Origin of the sequence: Candidatus Nitrososphaera gargensis Ga9.2 (genome assembly GCF_000303155.1) — an archaeon.
Classification (GTDB): domain Archaea; phylum Thermoproteota; class Nitrososphaeria; order Nitrososphaerales; family Nitrososphaeraceae; genus Nitrososphaera; species Nitrososphaera gargensis.
Genome location: NC_018719.1, coordinates 2423840 through 2443089 on the forward strand (window position 1 = coordinate 2423840; position 19250 = coordinate 2443089).

General features: G+C 50.3%; 30 protein-coding genes and 1 pseudogene. 12 read left to right on the plus strand and 19 right to left on the minus strand.

Translation table 11 applies throughout. The annotated features are described in order from the left end of the window. Positions 1-60 precede the first annotated feature (60 nt). The gene (locus NGAR_RS18955) at positions 61-183 is read left to right on the plus strand and encodes a hypothetical protein (RefSeq protein ID WP_266190296.1); all 123 of its coding nucleotides are present in this window, start codon (positions 61-63) and stop codon (positions 181-183) included. On the opposite strand, the gene NGAR_RS14555 is transcribed toward NGAR_RS18955, so the two are convergent. Then, positions 180-500, minus strand: a complete 321-nt coding sequence (locus NGAR_RS14555; protein ID WP_148681542.1) for a hypothetical protein — start codon at positions 498-500, stop codon at positions 180-182. The two genes, NGAR_RS18955 and NGAR_RS14555, sit on opposite strands and share 4 nt — an antisense overlap. A 142-nt stretch (positions 501-642) precedes the next feature. Here NGAR_RS14555 and NGAR_RS14560 point away from each other — a divergent pair, with 142 nt between their 5' ends. Then, positions 643-1767 carry a zinc-dependent alcohol dehydrogenase gene (locus NGAR_RS14560; RefSeq protein ID WP_015020545.1) on the plus strand — a complete coding sequence of 375 codons (1125 nt, stop codon included), beginning with the start codon at positions 643-645 and terminating at the stop codon, positions 1765-1767. Between the two features lie 8 nt (positions 1768-1775). On the opposite strand, the gene NGAR_RS14565 is transcribed toward NGAR_RS14560, so the two are convergent. The 4 genes from NGAR_RS14565 to NGAR_RS18960 form a co-directional block, all read right to left on the minus strand. Continuing rightward, the gene (locus tag NGAR_RS14565) at positions 1776-2354 is read right to left on the minus strand and encodes a YciE/YciF ferroxidase family protein (protein ID WP_015020546.1); all 579 of its coding nucleotides are present in this window, start codon (positions 2352-2354) and stop codon (positions 1776-1778) included. An 81-nt stretch (positions 2355-2435) separates the two neighbouring features. After that, positions 2436-2840, minus strand: a complete 405-nt coding sequence (locus NGAR_RS14570; RefSeq protein WP_015020547.1) for a DUF4760 domain-containing protein — start codon at positions 2838-2840, stop codon at positions 2436-2438. A 43-nt stretch (positions 2841-2883) separates the two neighbouring features. Continuing rightward, positions 2884-3045 carry a hypothetical protein gene (locus NGAR_RS17900; RefSeq protein ID WP_015020548.1) on the minus strand — a complete coding sequence of 54 codons (162 nt, stop codon included), beginning with the start codon at positions 3043-3045 and terminating at the stop codon, positions 2884-2886. 129 nt (positions 3046-3174) lie between these two features. Next, positions 3175-3297, minus strand: a complete 123-nt coding sequence (locus NGAR_RS18960) for a hypothetical protein (protein ID WP_266190298.1) — start codon at positions 3295-3297, stop codon at positions 3175-3177. 259 nt (positions 3298-3556) lie between these two features. Here NGAR_RS18960 and NGAR_RS14575 point away from each other — a divergent pair, with 259 nt between their 5' ends. Continuing rightward, entirely contained in the window at positions 3557-4090 is a 534-nt protein-coding gene (locus NGAR_RS14575; RefSeq protein WP_148681543.1) for a Dps family protein, read from the plus strand. A 26-nt stretch (positions 4091-4116) separates the two neighbouring features. On the opposite strand, the gene NGAR_RS14580 is transcribed toward NGAR_RS14575, so the two are convergent. The 6 genes from NGAR_RS14580 to NGAR_RS14595 form a co-directional block, all read right to left on the minus strand. Beyond that, positions 4117-5304 (minus strand): site-2 protease family protein, encoded by a 1188-nt coding sequence (locus NGAR_RS14580; RefSeq protein WP_015020550.1) that lies wholly within the window; start codon positions 5302-5304, stop codon positions 4117-4119. Between the two features lie 472 nt (positions 5305-5776). After that, a complete protein-coding gene (locus NGAR_RS14585) occupies positions 5777-5980 on the minus strand; it encodes a hypothetical protein (protein ID WP_148681544.1) in 204 nt (67 codons plus the stop codon). A gap of 204 nt (positions 5981-6184) precedes the next feature. Next, positions 6185-6376, minus strand: coding sequence for a hypothetical protein (locus tag NGAR_RS18555; protein ID WP_228369206.1), 192 nt, complete (start codon positions 6374-6376; stop codon positions 6185-6187). 116 nt (positions 6377-6492) lie between these two features. Next, complete coding sequence (locus NGAR_RS18560) at positions 6493-6723, minus strand: hypothetical protein (protein ID WP_228369207.1); 231 nt, start codon at positions 6721-6723, stop codon at positions 6493-6495. A gap of 177 nt (positions 6724-6900) precedes the next feature. Further along, a complete protein-coding gene (locus NGAR_RS18565; protein WP_015020553.1) occupies positions 6901-7086 on the minus strand; it encodes a hypothetical protein in 186 nt (61 codons plus the stop codon). Positions 7087-7151: 65 nt separating this feature from the next. Then, a complete protein-coding gene (locus NGAR_RS14595) occupies positions 7152-7925 on the minus strand; it encodes an FprA family A-type flavoprotein (protein WP_148681545.1) in 774 nt (257 codons plus the stop codon). Between the two features lie 82 nt (positions 7926-8007). Here NGAR_RS14595 and NGAR_RS14600 point away from each other — a divergent pair. Together NGAR_RS14600 and NGAR_RS17905 are read left to right on the plus strand one after the other, a co-directional pair. Further along, positions 8008-8651, plus strand: a pseudogene (locus tag NGAR_RS14600) (DUF1326 domain-containing protein). A gap of 92 nt (positions 8652-8743) precedes the next feature. After that, on the plus strand, positions 8744-8902 hold the full coding sequence (locus NGAR_RS17905) for a hypothetical protein (protein ID WP_187147536.1): 159 nt from the start codon (positions 8744-8746) through the stop codon (positions 8900-8902). A gap of 4 nt (positions 8903-8906) precedes the next feature. Here the strand turns inward: NGAR_RS17905 and NGAR_RS14605 are convergent, their stop codons facing one another. Both NGAR_RS14605 and NGAR_RS17910 read right to left on the minus strand, forming a co-directional pair. After that, positions 8907-9212, minus strand: a complete 306-nt coding sequence (locus tag NGAR_RS14605) for a hypothetical protein (protein ID WP_148681546.1) — start codon at positions 9210-9212, stop codon at positions 8907-8909. A 523-nt stretch (positions 9213-9735) separates the two neighbouring features. Next, positions 9736-9894, minus strand: coding sequence for a hypothetical protein (locus NGAR_RS17910; protein WP_015020557.1), 159 nt, complete (start codon positions 9892-9894; stop codon positions 9736-9738). Positions 9895-10324: 430 nt separating this feature from the next. Between NGAR_RS17910 and NGAR_RS14610 the strand changes: the two genes are divergently transcribed. Then, complete coding sequence (locus tag NGAR_RS14610) at positions 10325-10687, plus strand: DUF6659 family protein (protein WP_015020559.1); 363 nt, start codon at positions 10325-10327, stop codon at positions 10685-10687. Positions 10688-10694: 7 nt separating this feature from the next. Here the strand turns inward: NGAR_RS14610 and NGAR_RS17915 are convergent, their stop codons facing one another. After that, complete coding sequence (locus tag NGAR_RS17915; RefSeq protein WP_015020560.1) at positions 10695-10859, minus strand: hypothetical protein; 165 nt, start codon at positions 10857-10859, stop codon at positions 10695-10697. Positions 10860-11146: 287 nt separating this feature from the next. Here NGAR_RS17915 and NGAR_RS18965 point away from each other — a divergent pair, with 287 nt between their 5' ends. Beyond that, complete coding sequence (locus tag NGAR_RS18965; RefSeq protein WP_266190299.1) at positions 11147-11272, plus strand: hypothetical protein; 126 nt, start codon at positions 11147-11149, stop codon at positions 11270-11272. Between the two features lie 93 nt (positions 11273-11365). Here the strand turns inward: NGAR_RS18965 and NGAR_RS14615 are convergent, their stop codons facing one another. Beyond that, positions 11366-11548 (minus strand): hypothetical protein, encoded by a 183-nt coding sequence (locus NGAR_RS14615; RefSeq protein WP_015020562.1) that lies wholly within the window; start codon positions 11546-11548, stop codon positions 11366-11368. A 206-nt stretch (positions 11549-11754) separates the two neighbouring features. On the opposite strand from NGAR_RS14615, the gene NGAR_RS17920 reads away from it, so the two are divergent. Both NGAR_RS17920 and NGAR_RS17925 read left to right on the plus strand, forming a co-directional pair. After that, on the plus strand, positions 11755-11898 hold the full coding sequence (locus tag NGAR_RS17920) for a hypothetical protein (protein WP_187147537.1): 144 nt from the start codon (positions 11755-11757) through the stop codon (positions 11896-11898). 54 nt (positions 11899-11952) lie between these two features. Continuing rightward, the gene (locus NGAR_RS17925; protein WP_187147538.1) at positions 11953-12099 is read left to right on the plus strand and encodes a C2H2-type zinc finger protein; all 147 of its coding nucleotides are present in this window, start codon (positions 11953-11955) and stop codon (positions 12097-12099) included. Between the two features lie 81 nt (positions 12100-12180). On the opposite strand, the gene NGAR_RS14620 is transcribed toward NGAR_RS17925, so the two are convergent. From NGAR_RS14620 to NGAR_RS14630, 3 genes are all read right to left on the minus strand, one after another. Continuing rightward, positions 12181-13014 (minus strand): VOC family protein, encoded by an 834-nt coding sequence (locus NGAR_RS14620; RefSeq protein WP_015020563.1) that lies wholly within the window; start codon positions 13012-13014, stop codon positions 12181-12183. Between the two features lie 131 nt (positions 13015-13145). Continuing rightward, positions 13146-14156 carry a zinc-binding dehydrogenase gene (locus tag NGAR_RS14625; RefSeq protein WP_015020564.1) on the minus strand — a complete coding sequence of 337 codons (1011 nt, stop codon included), beginning with the start codon at positions 14154-14156 and terminating at the stop codon, positions 13146-13148. Beyond that, positions 14153-16504, minus strand: a complete 2352-nt coding sequence (locus NGAR_RS14630) for a valine--tRNA ligase (protein ID WP_015020565.1) — start codon at positions 16502-16504, stop codon at positions 14153-14155. The genes NGAR_RS14625 and NGAR_RS14630 overlap by 4 nt, the downstream gene beginning before the upstream one ends. A gap of 284 nt (positions 16505-16788) precedes the next feature. Between NGAR_RS14630 and NGAR_RS14635 the strand changes: the two genes are divergently transcribed. Beyond that, a complete protein-coding gene (locus tag NGAR_RS14635) occupies positions 16789-17457 on the plus strand; it encodes a hypothetical protein (RefSeq protein ID WP_015020566.1) in 669 nt (222 codons plus the stop codon). Between the two features lie 89 nt (positions 17458-17546). Here NGAR_RS14635 and NGAR_RS14640 read toward each other — a convergent pair whose 3' ends face one another. After that, positions 17547-18155, minus strand: coding sequence for a hypothetical protein (locus NGAR_RS14640; protein ID WP_015020567.1), 609 nt, complete (start codon positions 18153-18155; stop codon positions 17547-17549). 95 nt (positions 18156-18250) lie between these two features. On the opposite strand from NGAR_RS14640, the gene NGAR_RS14645 reads away from it, so the two are divergent. Further along, positions 18251-18988 (plus strand): 6-hydroxymethylpterin diphosphokinase MptE-like protein, encoded by a 738-nt coding sequence (locus NGAR_RS14645; RefSeq protein WP_015020568.1) that lies wholly within the window; start codon positions 18251-18253, stop codon positions 18986-18988. Continuing rightward, positions 18985-19146, plus strand: coding sequence for a hypothetical protein (locus tag NGAR_RS17930; protein WP_187147539.1), 162 nt, complete (start codon positions 18985-18987; stop codon positions 19144-19146). The genes NGAR_RS14645 and NGAR_RS17930 overlap by 4 nt, the downstream gene beginning before the upstream one ends. Positions 19147-19250: the final 104 nt, after the last annotated feature.

Genomic DNA, 19250 nt, shown 5'->3' on the forward strand with positions numbered 1-19250 from the left:
GCTCTAGTACAATTTTAGGCAAACGATTATCAGTAGCCGCCGCACCTGCCCGTTTCGAAAATGAAAAGATGCAATACATGCAAAGAAGAGTTTGATGAAAGCGAGTTTGTCGGGAACCAGTGCAAGGCGTGCCACGCCGCGTACCTAGAGTCGCTTGGCGGCGAAGACCAGTACTCTTCCTAGCGGCTCAGCCGGACGCCGGCAGCCTTTAGCTGCCTGATGACGTTGTCGACCTGAGCTGCTGTCACCCTGCCGACCGTCATGCCCGAGCTCTGCGCCAGCATGCCGTTGACGAGCTGCGCTATCATCTCTGAATCGTAAAACGCCGGGGTATTCTCAAGTAGCTCTGCCACCTTGGCTGGGTCCATCCCTCCGGTTATCTTGCCGGACGTTATGAGGGCACCGAACTTTTGTACTGATTCAAACATGCCCACATTGTAGGCAATGAAGGCTATCTTTTCCGGCGGTAGCACGTCAATGCCATCTGATGGTTGTTGCATGCCCTGTACAGCATTGCCTGCGTAATAAATCACGCTTTGAAGAATAATGTTTCTGAAAAAGGATGCCAGACTTGAATCTTGTAAACCATTGCAGATATTATGTTACCAACTGTTTTAAGAAATGGTATTTCCCAGAACATGTATGAAGGCTGTTGTTTATCATGGCCCGATGGACGTGAGGGTTGACGACAAACCCAAACCAAAGATAGAGCATCAGGAAGATATCGTTCTCAAGGTGACCAGAACCACCATCTGCGGCTCTGACCTGCACCTTTACCACGGAAATGTCAAGGGGATGGAGCCGGGGCAGACGCTTGGCCACGAGTTTGCCGGCGTCGTCGAACAGGTGGGTGACAGCGTCGACGAAGTAAAGGCAGGCGACAGGGTGGTCATACCGTTCAACATCAGCTGTGGCCGCTGCTGGTTCTGCCGGCACCAGTTCTGGTCCCAGTGTGACAGGTCGAACCCAAAGGGCGAGCTTGGCGCAGTGTATGGCTACGGCCAGATGATGGGAGGCTACGACGGTGGTCAGGCTGAGTACGTCAGAGTCCCTTATGCCAACACCGACCCGTTAAAGATCCCGGATAATGTGAGTGATGATCAGGCACTGTTTCTGACAGACGTGCTGGCTACAGGATATTTCGGGGCAGACATTGCCAACGTCCAGCCGGGTGACGACGTTGCTGTGTTTGGTGCCGGGCCAGTCGGCTACTTTTCCGCAATGAGCTCGCTCCTGAGAGGGGCTGCAAGGGTGTTCGTGGTCGACCACTGGCCAACAAGGTTGGACAAGGTGGCCAAGATAGGGGCCGAGCCGATAAACTTTGACAAGGAAGACCCAGTGGAGCGCATCAAGAAGGAGGCTATGGGCAAGGGAGCAGTGTGCATAGACGCGGTTGGCTATGAAGCGGTAGGGCACCACAGCCACGACGCAAGCTCTAACCCGGCATACATACCGCAGAACTCGCTGCAGGTGATAAACTGGATAGTGCAGGTGGCGCACAAGTTTTCCACTGTCGGGATACCAGGAGTATACATGACCGAGTTTGCAAACTTTCCGTTTGGCCAGTTCTTCCAGCGCGAGCTCCAGATCAAGATGGGCCAGTGCCCTGTCAAGCTGTACAACGAGCAGCTATTGCACCTGATCGAAGTGGGCAGAATAGACCCTACCCAGCTGATAAGCCACAGGATGAAACTGGACGAGGCAAAGCGAGCCTATGACATATTTGACAAAAAGGGAGAGGCCACAAAAATAGTGCTGACGCCCTAAGCTTAAGCTCAGACTTTGGCTATCCTTTCCTGCTTGCCGTGAGCTGGCGCTTCTAGCTTTGGCCAGAGGAGCGACAGGATGAGCGGCGCGTTGCAAGCTATAAAGTTGGCCATCGCTACTTCCTCCTGAAGGCTCTGCTGCAGCTTTGCCGACGCGTCTTTCAGGCCGGCCTTGTCGGTCATTTCCATCAATAGTTTGTACGACACGATCTCGGCGTTCTCGATTATCGCATCCTCCTTTATCCTCATCAGCTCCTTTTCTGCGTCAAGTGTCTGCCTGCTCTCTTCACTTGCCACCGACTTGGCAGTCTCTTTTACCATGCCGGTTATGGTGTCGGCAGTGGCCGGCTTGATAGATGGCAGGCTGGCATTGGCTGTGGTGGGGCTGCCGCCCATGTTTGTGACGAGCTCCCTGAGCCTGCCCTGCTGCTGGCGTGTCTCCTCAAGGTGGTACTGCAATTGCTGGCGGGTCTGCTCCACTGGTGTCTCGTTTACCCTTGCATGTATACGGTCTTCTGCAGCATGCTCCATCGCAAGGGCCTCGTTGAAAAACTGCATAAGCTTGTCGTTCAAAGCCGAATTTATCATATATGCTACACGTGTCTCTGCATCTGCTTTAAGGGTTGGTCAGAGATATTGCATAATTCGATGCTGTAAAACTTGTCCTCTTCACACTTTGGGCGGATGCTTGTCCTGCCATTTTTTGCCCCGCTCGGCCAAAAGCTCAAAATTTTCGCGGTGCCGCGGCTCGTTCCACTTTTCTCGCAAGCCGTAGACTATGGGCTTGCACTTGTTCCACTCTGCCTGCAGCGACCCGTACCGGTCAAAGAACAGGTCTTCGTTGAGAAAGCCTTTTTCGACCAGTAGGCCGGCAAGCTCGAACTTGCTTGTGAACCGCTCAAAGAACTGGTACTCGCGGCTTCCGTGTGCGTACTTGCTTGTGAACTCCTCTATCGTCCTTTCATGGAACCGGCCCCAGAACCACTCTATCGACTGAAAGTCATAGTCGGTGTTGTAGAGCTCTGCAAGCCGGAACAAGATGTCTATGTCCTGCGCAGTCGTCCTCTTAGCCATATATACTACAAGTTGGTGTCTAAACGTAATAAAACTGTCCAGCTTACTTTGTAACGGGCTTGAACCAGTGCGTCAGGGGCTTGCTGTCGCCTATGGCTGCCGCAGATATCTTGTGCACCTCCTTCAGGTGGTGCTCGCGCAGCGCCGGGTCAATGTCTTCGAAGCAGAGTTGGCACTTGACCAGAGGCTTTGGCTCGGCGGTCATATTGCGCTCTTCATGATGCAATCTTGCAATATATGTGATCCCGTTGACAAAAATGGCGCGGCGCCTCTCTCAATAATATGATGACGATAAGCCCTGAGAGGCGCGTCTTATTCTTTTTCTGCTGCGCGCCTAGTCTGTCTTGATTTCGTGCTTTTCCTTTACCTTATTGCCAAACTCGTCTTTTGCTTCGCGCTCGATTTTGAATTCATCGTCGTCGTGCTTGACCTTTTCCTTGTATTCTCTTTCAGACATTGTAGCCTATATCCTGAAACATGACTTAAAGCAATTGTAGAGAATCTTACTTCTTGATTTGTAACTGGTCTGAACTGATAAAAGACATTCATAGGGTTTATTTTCTTTTTAGCGCGCCAGTCATGCATGATATGGACAATCATATGGATAGTCCTTGGGATTATTGTCCTCCTGATACTGCTCAGGGTGCTGTTTGGGCTAATCTAGGGAAAGAATGTTGTTATGAATCGCATAAATAATTTCGTGCGCTAGTGTCAGTATGGCGTCAAAAAGTAGCACTGAAACAGCGATAATGGAAAAGGATGTCAAGGTGGACATCGGGGTAAAGGATGACGCCCGCAAAAAGCTGGTTGAAACGCTTAACATGCGGCTGTCTGATGAGTACGTGCTGTATACAAAGACCAGGAACTATCATTGGAACGTGATAGGCCCACGCTTTTCGCAGCTGCACAAGTTCTTTGAAGAGCAGTATGAGATTCTAGACGAGATGGTAGACGAGATAGCAGAAAGGACAAGGCAGCTTGGCGGCAAGTCCCTTGGAACCTTGGAGGAGTTTGCCCGGCATTCAAGCATAAGCGAGCAGCCTGGTCAGTACCCCGATCCGCAGACAATGATATCGAACCTGCTCAAAGATCACGAAACGATAATCAAGACCCTGAGGAAGAACGCGGACGAGGCCGACGAGCAATACGACGACATGGCTACCAACGACTTTTTCCTCGAAGCCGTGCAAAAGCATGAAAAGATGGCGTGGATGCTGAGGGCGCACCTTGAAGGCAAGGACGTCCTCTGACCCTTCTTTCCTTTTTCTTTTCTTTGTCACGCTGCTTCGGTTGTCGAGTCTGCCGCCGGCCGGCGCTGCGCTCCCAGCTCCTTCCTGTACTCCTCCCTTTCGCTTGCAACGTTCATGATGTCGGTCTTGCTCACGAGCCCAAGCAGTCTGCCGCCGGCATCGCATACAAACACCTTGCCGACGCGCGTACGGGTCATCTGCTGCAGGGCTTCGTCTGCCCTCCTGTCTGGCGCCATGACGGCAAGGTCGCCGGCCGGGATCATGATGTCGCCGGCCCTGATGTGCTGCCTCCTTTCGTCTGCGACCCCGGTCACGCTCTTTAGCATGACCATTCCCAAGAGCCGGCCAGATGCGTCCACCACTGGAAACGCGCTTTTCATGTATGCTCCAAAGTAGTCCCTCAGCAGCTGGTCCACGGCAATGTCTTCCCTTACGGTTATCACGCGTGTGTTCATGATGTCCCTCAGCCTCACGCCTGACAGCGCCGACGACAGCTCGTGCTGCACCAGATATGACTGCGCACCGCTGTTCAGGAACCAGCCTATCAGCAAGAGCCAGATGCCGCTGATAAACGAGCCGGCCAGCATGATAAAGAACCCGAGTCCCATGAACCCGTACGATATGGCGACGCCCACCCTTGCTGCAATCCTTGTCGCGTCATCGTAGCTCCTCTTTTGCCTGATGAGGGCAGCGCGGAGCACTCTGCCGCCATCGAGCGGAAAGGCAGGGATCAGGTTGAACCCGCCGACAAGGGCATTGACTATGGCACCGTAGAGCAGGACGCCTTCTGCCATCTGCTTTGGAAGCGCGAGCGGGCTGGCGTCCGTAATGAATGACGATATCGGCCACCAGATTGTGGCAAGCACGCTGGCTACTGCAAAGCTGGTCACCGGCCCCGCTATTGCAATATTGAATTCCTTCCTAAAATCCCGGGTCTCTTCGGTTATTTCTGAAACGCCACCAAAGATAAAGAGAGTAATCTGCCTGACCTTGATCCCATAGCGCATGGCGACTATCGAGTGCATCAGCTCGTGGAGAAAGACAGAGAAAAACAGCACCACCGCGCCTGCAGCCCCCATCAGCCAGTATTGCGCAGCCGTCAGTCCGGGCACATACACCTGCATCAGGCCGCCGGCTAGCGTCCAGGCAATCAGCAAGAATGCTATAACCATAGTAAAGTGCAGTCTTACCGGTATTCCTCTAACGCGTGCCACCTGAAACGACAAATCGCCGATCAGAGTTGCATTCTATGCCTTATAGTATGATCCTTTTTTAACGATCTGGTGCATTTTTATCTAATGAGGCGCACCGGCAAGAGGAAGGCAAAGAATGGAGTCCACAAGGTAGAGCAAGATAGAACTTAGGGCACGGTCTATTCCGGGCCAGACTTTGGGGCAGAGCAGGTTGACGAGAACCTTTACAAGATTAGGAAAAATATGGAAGAAGAATCGCGCAGGGAACAAAAGAGACAGTTCACAGAAACGGCCTAGGAGCGGGTCGCATCTGCCACCCTTTCGCTTCTTTGTGGGCGCACTTTTTTCGCGCTTGTGCTCTTGTGAAGAGCTAGCCCTTGCGGCGATGCTGCGTCACTTTTGCAGATTTGGTCTTCCTCTGACCCTGTATCGATCTGGACTTTTTCCCTCTAGCCATGGCAGCAATTGGGCTTTCTGCCTAATAATAGAACTATTATGGGTATTCATATGGCTGCCGGCGGGTTTCGCTCAGTTCGGTCTGTTCTTTGGCTATCTCGATATCTTTGCTCGTGGTTTCGTCGTGAGCCTTGCCGGCCAGCTCCTTTTCCAGATGCTGCCGGCGGTCCTGCTCTGTCGTAAAGACTGCGCCGCACACATAGCATATAAAGTCTGATGCGACAGTTTCTGGTTCGCTCATGGATACCAGTGCGCGCCAAAGGCTATACGGGTTATAGCTCTTGCTGTTGCTGCTGCGTCCTGTCTTTGTCATGCGTATCAACAACATGCTCGGACAGCTGGTCGGCCGAGCTGAGCACCACGCCGCACACCTTGCACTCGTGCTCCTGCAAGATGCATTCATATGCGGATTTACCGTGCTCTATCGTATTTACCGATTTTATTATTACCTCCAGTCGTCGATCAGGTAAGAAATATCTGGCAGGTTGTAGCCCAGCTCGTTTGGCCTCTGCATCGCAACGCCCTGCATGTCGGTGCGAAAGCCCCGCTCGATCATCTTTTTGTAGGCATGTGCCGGCCAGTGTTGACGCCAGCTACAAGGCGCGAGGCGTTCTGCGATCTGGCGTAGCGCTCGCACGCATCCAAGAGGCTGCCAAAGACCTTGGCAGTGTCTGGCGAGGGCCTGATAGCACCGAACTTTACGTAGCAGTTTTCCGCTTTCCGCCTCTGTCCCTGGCCTGCAGTGGCATATCGCTATTGCTGCCACCAGCCCACTGGCATCCTTGAGCAGGATCGTGTCACCGAGTCTTTTGCCTCTCGACAGAAGTGATCTCTTTTCTCAGGTTCAACTCCCTCCATTATTGAGCCGGTCAACTTTGCACATTCCTGCAGCATATCATTTTGCCCTTCAGGATTCAGCTTTGAATAATTGATTTCCTGAAAAAGACCTGCATCTTCCTCCACTTTTCCGACCTGCTTGGACATGACCGCGGTCAGACACCTGGGTCACAGCCCGTACTTTTGGTAGAGGCGGACGTGCTTGGTGCTCTGCGCAAACGTAAAGATCCCGATGCGCCTTGTTCCCCCATCTTTCAAAGATCTTCATCGTGTGGTCGAGCAGCCCTCTCGCGACACTCTTATCCCAGTATTCAGGGTGGATGGTCAGCGGCCCAAAAACTCCCATGCTCCCCAGTCCAGCGCAAAATTGGATCCTACGATCCTGCAGTCAACTTCAGCTGTCAGCGCTGCCGGCGGGTCGACCCTGTACCTCGTGTCGACGTAGCTGGCATCTCCCATGAATTTCACAGGGTCAGGCAAGCCGAGGAAGGTCCCAAACGCCAGCCTCATGATCCTGCATGCTTCGTCCAGATCGTCTCCTAGCTAGGCCTTACCAGAACTTTCATTTACGATCATCAGCTGACCTCTAGCTTTTGCCCAAGAAGCATGTTTGTAAACGCGAACTGGTTCTTCATCAGCGCATCTTCATATTTTGGAAACATCGAGCTGTCAAAGCAAGAGCCGTGCATCGGATAGACCATCTCTGGCTTGAGCCTTGCCAGCCTCTGCACCGTCTGCCTTACTGGCTGCTCGCTTGCAAAGATGCCGACTGCCTGGTACAATTTGACCATGCTCTCCGACAGGTCGTCAGAGCTCACTGGCTTGTTATCGCCCGGCTGGATGAACAGGTCAGACGTAAAGAGCGATTTTGTGGTCTCTTCAAAGATCATCATGCTGTCCCAGTGGTGCACGTGCGGTGTCATTATGAACTTGAATTTCCGCCTGCCGGTGCTCAAAGTTTCGTTGTCCCAGAACGAAATGTGGTCAGCAGGCATGTTGTACCAGCCTGTCAGGTTCAGCTTTGAGCTCAGGTCGCTGCACACAAGTTTTGCCTTTGGAGCCTTCAGGAATTCCATGCCGCCCCACTCGTCGCTCTCAAAGTGCAGGAACGCGACATAGCTCAGCTTTTCAAGAGGTATAACCTCCTTGACCTTCTCCTCTATCTGTTTGTACATTCCAATGGGGCCGGTGTGGATGAGCGTCGGCTGCTCGTCGTTGACAAGGAACTGGCTGAAGCTTATGCCATACTCGTTCACAAAGCCGGATATCCGGTATATCCCGTCCTTGATCTCGTGAATCTCTGTCTTGGCGGTTTTCGGAAAGTAAAAAGTCCTGCTGACTTCAGGCATGCTATATACACGGCTATAGCGCACCCAGTAGTATTTCTGCGCTACGGCGAAAGCGTAAATAAAACTGCATGCATTACATTGCATGGCGGCGACTATTATTCCAGACTGGAAGGTTTCTGGCGACTGGTTTAATGTTTGCAGCTGCGACGTCCCGTGCCCATGCATATTTGCGCAGACCCCGACCAACGGCAAATGCGAAGGCGTGCTTGCATATCACATCAATAACGGTAACTATGGTGAAACGCCTCTTAATGGGTTGAACGTGCTAATGGTAGGCGGCTTTAAGGGCAACATTTGGGCTGACGAAGCGAAGGATGCCGCAGCAGCCTTCTTTTTTGACGAGCGAGGTAACGAAAAGCAGCGGGAGGCTCTGCAGATGATATTCCTGGGAAAGGCAGGGGCTTCATGGCAGAATTTGCAAGGCTCGTCGGAGATATTCGGGGAATCGAGTTTGTCCCTGTCAAGTTTGAGATAGCAAAGGACCTTGCTTATTGGAGTGCGGAAATCCCAGGAAGGGTTGCCGCAAGAGCCGAAGCGCTGACCGGGCCTATGACGCCTCCGGGCAAGCGGGTCCAGCTGCACAACGCCCTGGGTAGCGAGGTTGGGCAGGGCACCGTCGCGACGTGGGGCAGGGTATCAAGCAACGATGTGAACACAATGGGTTTCAAGTGGGATTGGGAGGGCAAGTCAAGCAAGCACATCCCGTTTAATTGGGCCGGGCCGTGAGGAGAATTTACAAAGTTAGTTATTATTTCTGAATCATACAGAACAAACCTGCGCCAGATTGATAAGCAAGAACCATAGTTGTTGAACGTTTAATGGCAAATTATTATTGCGTGATGTGTTCATCAGAATTTGATCCGTCAGACGCTACGTTTGAGCAGCTGCTGGTAAATGATACCTTCTTTTGCAGAAGGTGCTGGACAGATATCATGACTAGCGAATACGACAGCGACTATGTCCTACAGCTCAGCTGAAATGTTATTGCCAGATGCTTGGCTTGTCCTTTATTTTGTTCCATCCTTCGTCCTCTGAGCCGACGGGATCGACTGTGATTTCGTCGAAATATCGGTCAAGCATGCTTGCCCTTTCCATCGCCAATGGTGGCGAGCAATAGTCCTCTTCGACCCAGTATGCATAGCTGCCGTCGGCCCTTGCGTTGTCCAGCCCGTGGTGCAGCTCCTCTCCAAAGGGCTTCAGCCTCGATATACTGCCAGAGTCGAGCTCCTGCCGCAGGCTTTTCATCAGGTCTTTTCGTGGTTTTGCCCTGACTAAATATAGTGCCATCACAAAATATGATAGCAGCATGAGTTAAAGCAATTCGCTTCGCTAGTCAGCGTAATTGAGTAATAAACAACCATGCAAACTATCAACAATGATGCACAAGAATGTTCAAACGCTCGTCATGCAAAATAAAGTCAAATGACTAGGACTTGCTGCAGATCTTGTGGTGCGTATCTAATACCAACTTCGCACTGTACAGTATGCAAAGAGTACATTACATGGATTTGCAACAAGTGTGAAAGTATTGAGGATGTTACTCATAGCCACAATTATTGCAGAGTATCAATCGAAAATGCAGAAATGGTTAAACAAATAGAAGAAAAAATGCCAGATCTATCTTGATTTCCTGTGGGCTGCTTCTTTACGTGGATCCTATTCTGCATATGGAAAAGGATCTGGTCTAGGCTCTCCCCGAGCTGGCCGGAGGCCGCATCGTTCAGCGCCTAGTCGCGCTTCCAAGGGTTCTTCCTCTCTGCACTCATATACCATAGCTAGGGCACCATGGCTAATGCTGCTTTTCAACTGGTTATTCGTGTTCCCTCTGCTTTTGTATTTCCTCGCTCTGCCTCAGCTGGGTGCCTATAGCCGCGCCGTGGACGTTGGCATTGTGCCTTACCAGATCTTCATGCAGGTAGAATGACGCGCCGCACGCTTCACACGTGAACTTGCCTTTAGCTTCAGACATATATGCCCTCTATACAGCGCACAATAGGATTTATCGGGTGCACACCCATCTTACCTACCAATAGTATCTTCGTAAATCTACCAATTCTTGATTTAGCTGACTCTTCTGTAATTCTCTTCTCCTTTAGCATGCAAAAAAGGGCAGGCAGCAGCGGCGCCATCTAGCAGATAGATACTACTATAAAAGAACTAATTGCTTTCTGGATTAGAAGCGCGCATGTACACGTATGTTTTGCAGACTGCACCATTTTTCCACCGAAAACGTACATGTATGCATCTACGGAAATTGTAGCATTTTTTGTGCGTAAAAATGCTAATGCTGCATCATTTTTTCTCTACACACGTACATACATGTGCTCCGCTGGAAACGCAGGCATCATATATGCAAATAAAAACTCTATAAACAACAGAGATGATACCAAAATAATAGTATGGATTTTGAGAAGCTTTGCATGCAGGTGTTTGCGCTTAACGACGGCATCAGGTACGCTGGTGTGATCGACAGCACGGGCTCCCCCATAGCAGGAGGCATGCGAAACGGCATCGACTCGATAGTGAGCGAGACAGATGAGGAGCTCTTCCTCACCCAGACTGCGCTGCGCAAGTCGATGAGGGAACGCTTCGACGACGCTATGGGCAGAGCAAGGTTCGCCTATGTCGAGCGCGAAAAGATATCGATATTGACCTTCTACATGGAGGACAAGATTCTGCTCGTGACGCTCGAGCCAAACATCGAGTCCCACACAGCCATGGACATTGCAGACGACACGATGAAGCTTCTGGGCAAAGGATAAAGCACTTCTACCATCGGAGGGAGTTTGCCTCGCCTCTTAGCAGGTATTCTCTTGCGCACTCTTCAGAGCAGAACAGTGGTAGCCTGCTAGGAACTCCTCGGCGGGTCAGCCTTACCAGCATCTTTATCAGGCCGCCGCAGTTGGCGCAGTACCCCGGTACAGGGATCGACACACCCTTTTTATCATGTTACCTGTTATTAATATTAGAAGTTATGTAGCTCCACTGACCGTCAGCAAAAGAGTTGCGATCGCCATGATAAAACTGGGTATCTGGCGCTCACTTTTCCCAAATTGTGGAGACAGATATAACATGTCTGTCATTTGAATTTACATGCCTAAGCTTAAGCCACATAAGTACGATGTCTGGTGCTGATGCATCAGCTAAAGGTCTTAAGATGCGACATGTGCCAGGCTCCTTTCCTGTTTGAAAACAATCTGGAGGATCACAAGAAAGTCCATATGCCAAGAGAGCCAGAGCCCGCGCCTGCAATAATATCATCATCAAGTAGTAATTCGATCAGCGCAGGCAAGAAGCAGCGCAAAAGCACAAAAGAAGCCAGACGGAAGCAACAAAAGAGAACCTGATCTTTTCTAGCCCTAGTTTGTAGTTGAAACTGCTGGTGTTACGCCAGCCTTCTTATTTTTCAAAGAAGCACTCTCTGTTTTTGCATCAATAGCCTATTTCCTGAAGGCATTGTACACGTCTGACAGGACATCATCAGACTTTGGGGGATTGCCCTTTGCCTGCTCCTGAGAAAAAGCGATGTGCGATTCCAGAACCTTGCACTCGCTACAGTAAAACAGCGAAGAGGTAACGTACTGGTGCGCATCATTTGGGTGTCCGCATGAATTGCATGCCATGGTTGCTAGGAAGGCTAGTTATCGCCTATATGTAATAAAACTAGAGTCGTCATAAAATCCTCCATACACTGAGCAGAAAATCTTAAGATATTGGGAAATGCGCATACCAATCTCAAGATCTCGTACAAGAGTATTAGAGATAGATAGTAGTATACAAGCATCAATGGCATCGAGGTTATATAGGATGCTCACGCTATACACTCTCAATGGGATTTCTAGACAGGTTTAAGAAAAAGAAAGAGGAGCAGCCTGAGGCCAAGGACAAAAAGGAATCGAGCCAGTCTCCGTCGTCGTCAACAGGCAAGAGGGTCAAGAGGTACACGTCGGAAGGCAAGCCGATCTACGAGTAATAATCCATTCAGACGATCCACAAATTTTTAAAACCAGTACCGCCACTATAAGATGTGCGAGGATTCTTTGGAATACGCCGGGCAAAATCCTTCCAGTGCGATATCTGCAATGAAAAGTTCAAGGATCTGGAATCGATGGAGGAGCACAGGAGAAGAATGCATCGCGACGCCGCTCCGCCCGTAGGCAGCAGCCAGCAGTAGTTTTCAACTGGTTGGAAAAATCATTCACTTATTGCTGGAAAGCGCCGAGCATAAAGCCTGTGCTCCCAAAAAGACTCTGTGCTATCTAGCATAAAGCCGGATAGTTATGCCATCCATGTCGCGCAGGAAAACAGATTCCGGTTGTCCATGTTGTTGTGGCATCTCCTCGCTCTTGTATTGTTCCAGCCGCCCTGCTGTCTTTTCATATTCTTCCTTGCTTGGCAGTTCGATTCCAAAATGGTTCAATCCGGCATGCTCTGGCGAAGCTGGCTGAATGCTGGTTCCAAGCCAGATGTTTGTTGCAACATGGTGGTGGTACTTGCCTGCGGCGAAAAAGTAAGCGCTAGGATAAGTAGCCGTAAAATTCAGCCCAAGGGCCTCGCGATAGAACTTCATAGCCTTTGCGAGGTTCCGAACGTGAAGGTGGACGTGACCGATGACCGTCTTGGCAGGCATCGCTTTCCATCCTGAAGCTGTCGACTCTCTCAGCAGGTTTTCCGTGTCTAGCCTTTCTGTTGCCATCCTTACCCTATCTTCATACCATTTCCACTGTGAGGAGGGCCTGTCGCAATAGACTTCTATGCCAATGTCGTCAGGATCACGAATATAGATCGACTCTGACACCAGATGGTCAGCAAAGCCGTCAAATCGTACCTCGCCTCCCCTTTCGCTCAGATGTTGAAACATGTCAGCCAGATACTTTCTCTCTGGAAGCAATATTGCAAAGTGGTACAGCCCTGCCCGTCTGGTATCAGACCTGCCGGCCTTTGCATGCCAGAGTTCTACAAGGTGTGACGAATGTCTCTCCACGGAAAGGAACGCCCTTTCATTAGAAGACCTGTCCACCATCTTGAACCCAAGAATCCTTTGGTAGAAGTCAAGCGACCTGTCGATATCGGAAACATTCAGGCTCAGCCAATTCTCGTGGTTGGATGGATGCTAAAATCAGGGCGTGCAGAAATCGTATTATCATTGTTATCCATAGTGCTGATCTTTATTACGCTGGATTGCCTAATAAGCCTGGCAGTCTTTTCGCAAGATATCAATCAAGCTGGTTTGCAATCAAGGATGATTTTGCCTGCATGGAGGCCGGCTTCCATCTTGCTCTGCGCTTCTCTGGCGTCTTGCAGCGGAAAGATAGAATCGATCACTGGCTGGATCTTGTTCCTGACTACAAACTTTATCAGCTCTTGCAGCTGCGCCCGCGTTCCCAAGAGCGCGCCTGTCATCACTATCTGCTTGCTGTAAAACATCCTCACAGGGACTGTCGCGTCATTGCCAGACGTCATGCCACATACTGCCATCCTGCCGCCCTGCTTGAGCATAGAAATGCTGGTGGGCCAAGTCGCCGCGCCCACGTGATCAATGACGATATCAACTCCTGCTGGCGCGATCCTTTTTACCTCTTCGGCAATATTCTGGTTCGACCTGTCGATGACGTGATGAGCGCCCAGCTTTTTGGCAAAATCATGCTTTTCTTTGCCAGACACTGTCGTTATGACCTTTTTTGCACCAAGCGCCTTTGCAAGCTGTATAGTTGCCATCCCAACTCCGCTTGTTGCGCCATAAACAAGAATTGTTTTGCCTCGGCCGGCACCGTTTGCCTTGAGCATGTTCCAAGCCACAAGGTACGACACTGCGAGGGTGGCTGCTGTCTCGCTCTTTAATACGGGTGGCAATTTTATCACATTTCTTGCCGGCACTGCGACCTTTTCCGCATAGCCTCCGTTCCAATCGCTCATGCCGCCAATGATCGCAAACTCGCTGCAGAGCGTCTCGCGCCCGGCCTTGCACTGCGGGCATTTTCTGCATGAAGCACCGGGGTAGACCATCACTCGCTGGCCCTTGACAGTGCCGACTATGTCGCAGCCACAAATGTGCGGCAGCTTGATCTTTTTGCCGGCTATGCCCATCCTTGTCCAGATGTCAAGGTGGTTCACGCCGCAGTACTCGACATCAACTACTACGGTGTCCTTGCCCGCAGCCACGGGATCTGGAAAATCTCTGTACTGCAAAACGTCTAGACCCCCGTGCTCGTAAAACGCTACCGCCTTCATATCAGGTTGTGCATTTCCTTCAAGTCCTTAGCAAACGGCGCCAGCTCTGGTGGCACTTGGATACTTATTGGGTCCTTGAGCGAGAGCGGCTTGCCATCTTCTTTTATCGTCTCTTTCTTTTTGTTCCAGACCATCGAATTGAAATCAGTTATCTGCTTTGTGAATTTTGCCATATCGTCGTCTGCCTTTTCTTCTCGGAACATCGGCTGGAGGTGTATGCTCGCCGGAGAGTAAATCTTTGTCCAGAGCTCTTCGGAGATAAAGGGCGTTATCGGGGCCATCAGGAGCAGGATAGTAGAGAAGCACCTGTGCAGGGTATAGAGCGCGGACTTCTTGGCCGCGTCGTTCTGGCCAGTGGCATAGGCGCGTCCCTTCACCATCTCTACATAGTGCGCCGCAAAGAGGTTCCATGTAAAGTCACGGATAGCGTTTGCAGGGATGAAAAAGTTGTACTCGTCATAGCCCTTCTTGCACTCATCAACCAGCCGGGCAAGCTCTGCAAGCATCCATCTGTCAGTGGCTTCCAGCTCCTCCTCTGGCTGCTGCTCCACTACTTCAAACGACGACAGGAACCTTCCAAGGTTCCACATCTTGGAAAGAAACTTTTGAGAGCCTGCTATCCTCTGCTCCGAGCAGCGGAAGTCATAGCCCAAATTCGCCTCGCTTGCTGACCAGAACCGGAACGTATCGGCTCCGTATTTCTGTATGACTGGGAAAGGGTCTATTACGTTGCCCTTGCTTTTGCTCATCTTTTCCCCTTTTTCATCGACCCCGTAGCCCATTATCCAAGCCTCATTCCACGGCATCCTGCCGGTCAGCTGCACGCACCGGAGCATCGTATAGTGAAGCCACGTGCGTATAATGTCCTTTGCCTGTGGTCTGATTGCGGTTGGATAAGCGTATTCAAACATTTTCTTGTCCTTGCCATATTTCGTGACATAGAGCGGGCTGATGCTCGAGTCCATCCACGTGTCAAAGGTGCGATCCTCGCCGATGAACTCTGTGCCGCCGCACTTCTCACATTTGTCAAATGGCGGCTTCTCCTTCCATGGCCGGTAGTATTTGCCGGGCGGCGGCAGGTTCGGCGCCTTGCATGAATTGCAGTACCATATTGGGATCTCAGTGCCGTAAAACCGGCGCCTTGACACCGGCCAGTCGATTGCAATCGAGTCAAGCCAGTTGAGCAGTACCTGCCGGTGCATCTCCGGGTGGAACTTTAGTTTGTGCGCGAGCTCGCGCAGCTGCGGCACCAAGTCAAGCTGCTTGACGTAATAGTCGTGTAATGGGATTATTTCGATTGGAGTCTTGCTCCGCTCGCACAATGGGGTCCGGTGCATGATGCTCTCCTCCTTTTCCATCAATCCAGAATTCTTCAAATCTTCAATTATCTTTGTCCTTGCTTGGTTTATTCTAAGGCCGGCATACGGGCCTGCCGCATCGGTAGTAAAGCCGTTCTCGTTCAGTGCGACTATTTCCTTCAAGCCAAGCTCGCGGAAGACCTGCACGTCGTTCTGGTCGCCGTAGCTGCAGACCATCACAGCGCCAGAGCCAAACTCTGGCTTGACAGAGTGGTGCGGCATTATCTGCACTTCACGGTTGAACAGCGGCAAGATGGCGTGTGCGCCCTGCAGACTTTTGTATCTGTTGTCCTCCGGGTTTACGATCACTGCCTGGCATGCAAAGAGCAGCTCTGGTCTTGTCGATGCGATAATGATGTTGCTGCCAGTCTCTTTGATTTTGAACTTCATGTAGACCAGCTTTGTCGGGATCTCGTCATAGATTATCTCGGCATCGGCTATTGTGGTGCCACAGTCCGGGCAGTAGTTGTTGGGTCTATTTGCGAGATAGACAAGACCCCGATTCCACAGCTCGATAAAAGTGCTCTGGGTCAGCGCGCGGTAGCTGTCAGAGTCGGTTCTGTAGTGCTCTTTGAAATTCCCAGAGAGCCCCATACCCTTCATTATCTGGATCATTTCAGCTTCCAGATCGTCCAGAGCCATCCTGCAGAGCTCGAGGAACTTTTCCCTGTCCATTTGGCGCATACGCACCTTGTGCTTTTTCTCTGTGTAAATTTCAACTGGCAGGCCGTTTCGATCAATGCCTATTGGGAACAGCACATTTTTGCCGTTCATCCGGGCAGTGCGCGCAATCATGTCAATCTGGGCATAGTGCGCTGCTGCGCCGATGTGCCATGGGCGGCCGGAAGGATACGGAGGCGGCGTATCAATAACAAACGCAGGCTTTTTGTCGTTTATCTCAAAGCGGTAGATATCCTGCTCTTCCCATTTCTTGAGGATGGTCTTCTCTATCTGTGGGTTCCATGACGTTGACTGGATTTTTGGTTCCATTGTCCTGCTTCTTCGTCATGTCTAGCCGGTTACCGTTAATAATACTTAGCCCGCAAAATTACGGTATATTTAAGGTCATGAAACACAGCATCAGTCATCTATAGATGAATATTTTTCTTGTCCAAGATTTGTGTGCTCGCTCGCTCAATTTCAGTAGAGGCCCTCTCATGCCATAAATCTAAACCATATCTATCGCATGGTATTCTACTTCTGAACCCGTATATGCAATATCTCCGTTGGCTCTATGCATGCCTCCGTTCAAGACGGAGCAGTAGGAACGAGCCATGAGCCAAGATTCTGTATTAATAATATGGAACCAGAAACAAATGTTTGATAGAGTAGTAAAGCTGCTTGAAAACGCAAAAACAGAAGTTCTTGGTTTTTTCAACGCCTATGTGTTCACAATAACAACAGATAATGAAGTATTCCAGATTCCAAAACGTGCCGCCAGAAAAAGGGGAGTAAAGTTTCGATATATCACAGAGATAACCAACGATAACATTTCTTATTGCAAGAGGCAGTTGGGTTTGGTGGATGAATTGCGCCATTTGGACCGAATAAGGGGCAATTTCATAATGAACGATAGCGAGTTTATTGCCTCCCACGATATTTCGCCTAGGAATCCAATCACGCAGGGATTTTACAGCAGTATGGGCAAGATGCTGAAGCAAGAGCGATATGTATTTCAGACATTATGGGATAATGCAATTCCTGCCGAGGAAAGGATTGACCAGCTCGAAATGGGAAGAAGACACGATAGTCTTGACAGCATGCGCATCATGTCAGATCAGGCCGTTGTAAAAGAACAAAAGAAAACGATCATTGATAGGTTCTATGTTTGCGAGGCATGCCGCTCTGTCTTTATTTATGCAGATGACGCAGAGGATCACAAGACAGCAACATCCCACAAGAAAATTGCAGAATTTCCATTCTTTGAATCAAACGCTACCTAACAAACTAGTAGTGTATTGCTTTGTGTTTGAATATATTGGTAATATGATGTCTTGTCAACAAAATAATTATAGGCTGAAATTTTTTGCCTTTACTTCCCCCTTCCACCGCCAAATGGTGCAAGGACGCTACTGAGAATCATGCCAATCGTGGATGACGAGTCATAGCCTTCAAAAATAGGAACTGGAATAACCTGCAAGGCAAGGAATCCACCAAGCGCTGCAATTGACCCGTACTCGGTTATCTTTTTGAACAAAGTCCTTTCTTTGCTAAAGGGCGCAAGCACCATGCCAATTATCCACATTCCAAAGAGCCACATCATGACTCTGGCCGCAATTGTATCTGGAGCGAAAAACGCCACGCCAAGGTACATTGCCGTTACGATAAAGTCAGCCTTCATGACTTGGGGAAATATGTCATTGAATGATTTGAGCCGGACGATATAGTAGCCAAAGACAATTCCCATGAGCGCTACCGCCGCCACGCTGCCGCCCATAAATGCCGCATTTGGCCCACATTGCATGAAAACGATGGTTGGGTCGATGCTTCTGCAAAAGACCTGGCTTGAAACCATGGCCATCAGGAACGCTTTGGCAATCATGCTTGCCATAAAGACGAGTGTCTTGTGCTGAAGCTCGATGCGCTGGCGACGATGGGTGCTTTTTTTCAATGCAAAGCCCCTCGTGCCAAGCCAAACCATCCCATGCCCACTATGCTGGCGCCGCATAATTAAAGGTAGTCCACTACCCCTCATGGCAGAAGATATTAATAGCAACGTCCACGCACCCTCTTCCTGTGAAGTTCGCCGACTGGTTCCCGTATTACCAAGGAATCCGCGCAGAATTTGGATACAGCACCGAAAAAGATCAGGAGGCTGCAAGAATCCTATCAGAGATGATAAAGAGCAAGGCGCTTGACCCAAAGGTGCTACAGAAAAAGATCAAGGGCAAGAACATCATTGTGGTAGGGGCCGGCCCAAGCCTAGAGGATGAAAAAACGCTAAAGTTTATCAAGAAGAATAAGAAGTCTGTGAAGATAGCTGCTGACGGCGCTGTGCAGTTTTTGATTGAAAACAAGATAAAGCCAGACATTGTTGTCACCGACCTTGACGGCGACGCAGCATCTTTGCAAAAGGCAGAAAAGGGCGGCGCAATTATGGTGGTGCACGCCCACGGCGATAACACGGCCATGCTCAAAAAGCTAGTTCCGAAATTCAAAAAGCTAGTCGGGTCCACGCAGGTTATGCCAGTTGAAAACGTCTATAATTTTGGCGGCTTTACCGATGGCGACAGAGGTGTGTTTCTGGCAGAGGAGTTTGGCGCCAAGAAAATAGTCCTTGTAGGAATGGACTTTGGAGAGAGCATCGGCAAGTATTCAAAGAAAAAGGGCAAGGACGCCGAGCTTAAGAAGCAAAAGATGGAGGCTGGCAAACGCCTGCTTGAGATGCTTGCCAAGCAATCCCGCTCCGAGCTAGCAGATATATCCAAAAAGCCCATCAGAGGATTTGCACCGCTTGCAGCCAACAAGGCATGAATCCTAGGCGCAGGAGGCAGGCCAAGGGCATCGCGGGCATGGGTCTTGCCGTGCTAGGTGGCGTGGCATGGTTCTTTCAGCTATACATTCCGGCAGCCATTGCGTGGGGCGGCGCTGTAGTCATATTGATGAGCCTGAATCGGCGAAGGCGTCGCTGACAGTATCCCGGGAGTAAAAGTTTGATGTGCAGACAACAACAGTACTTTTCTTTCTTTGTCAAGTTGCCAGCGATTGTCCAGTGATTAGGGCTTGCATCTCCACC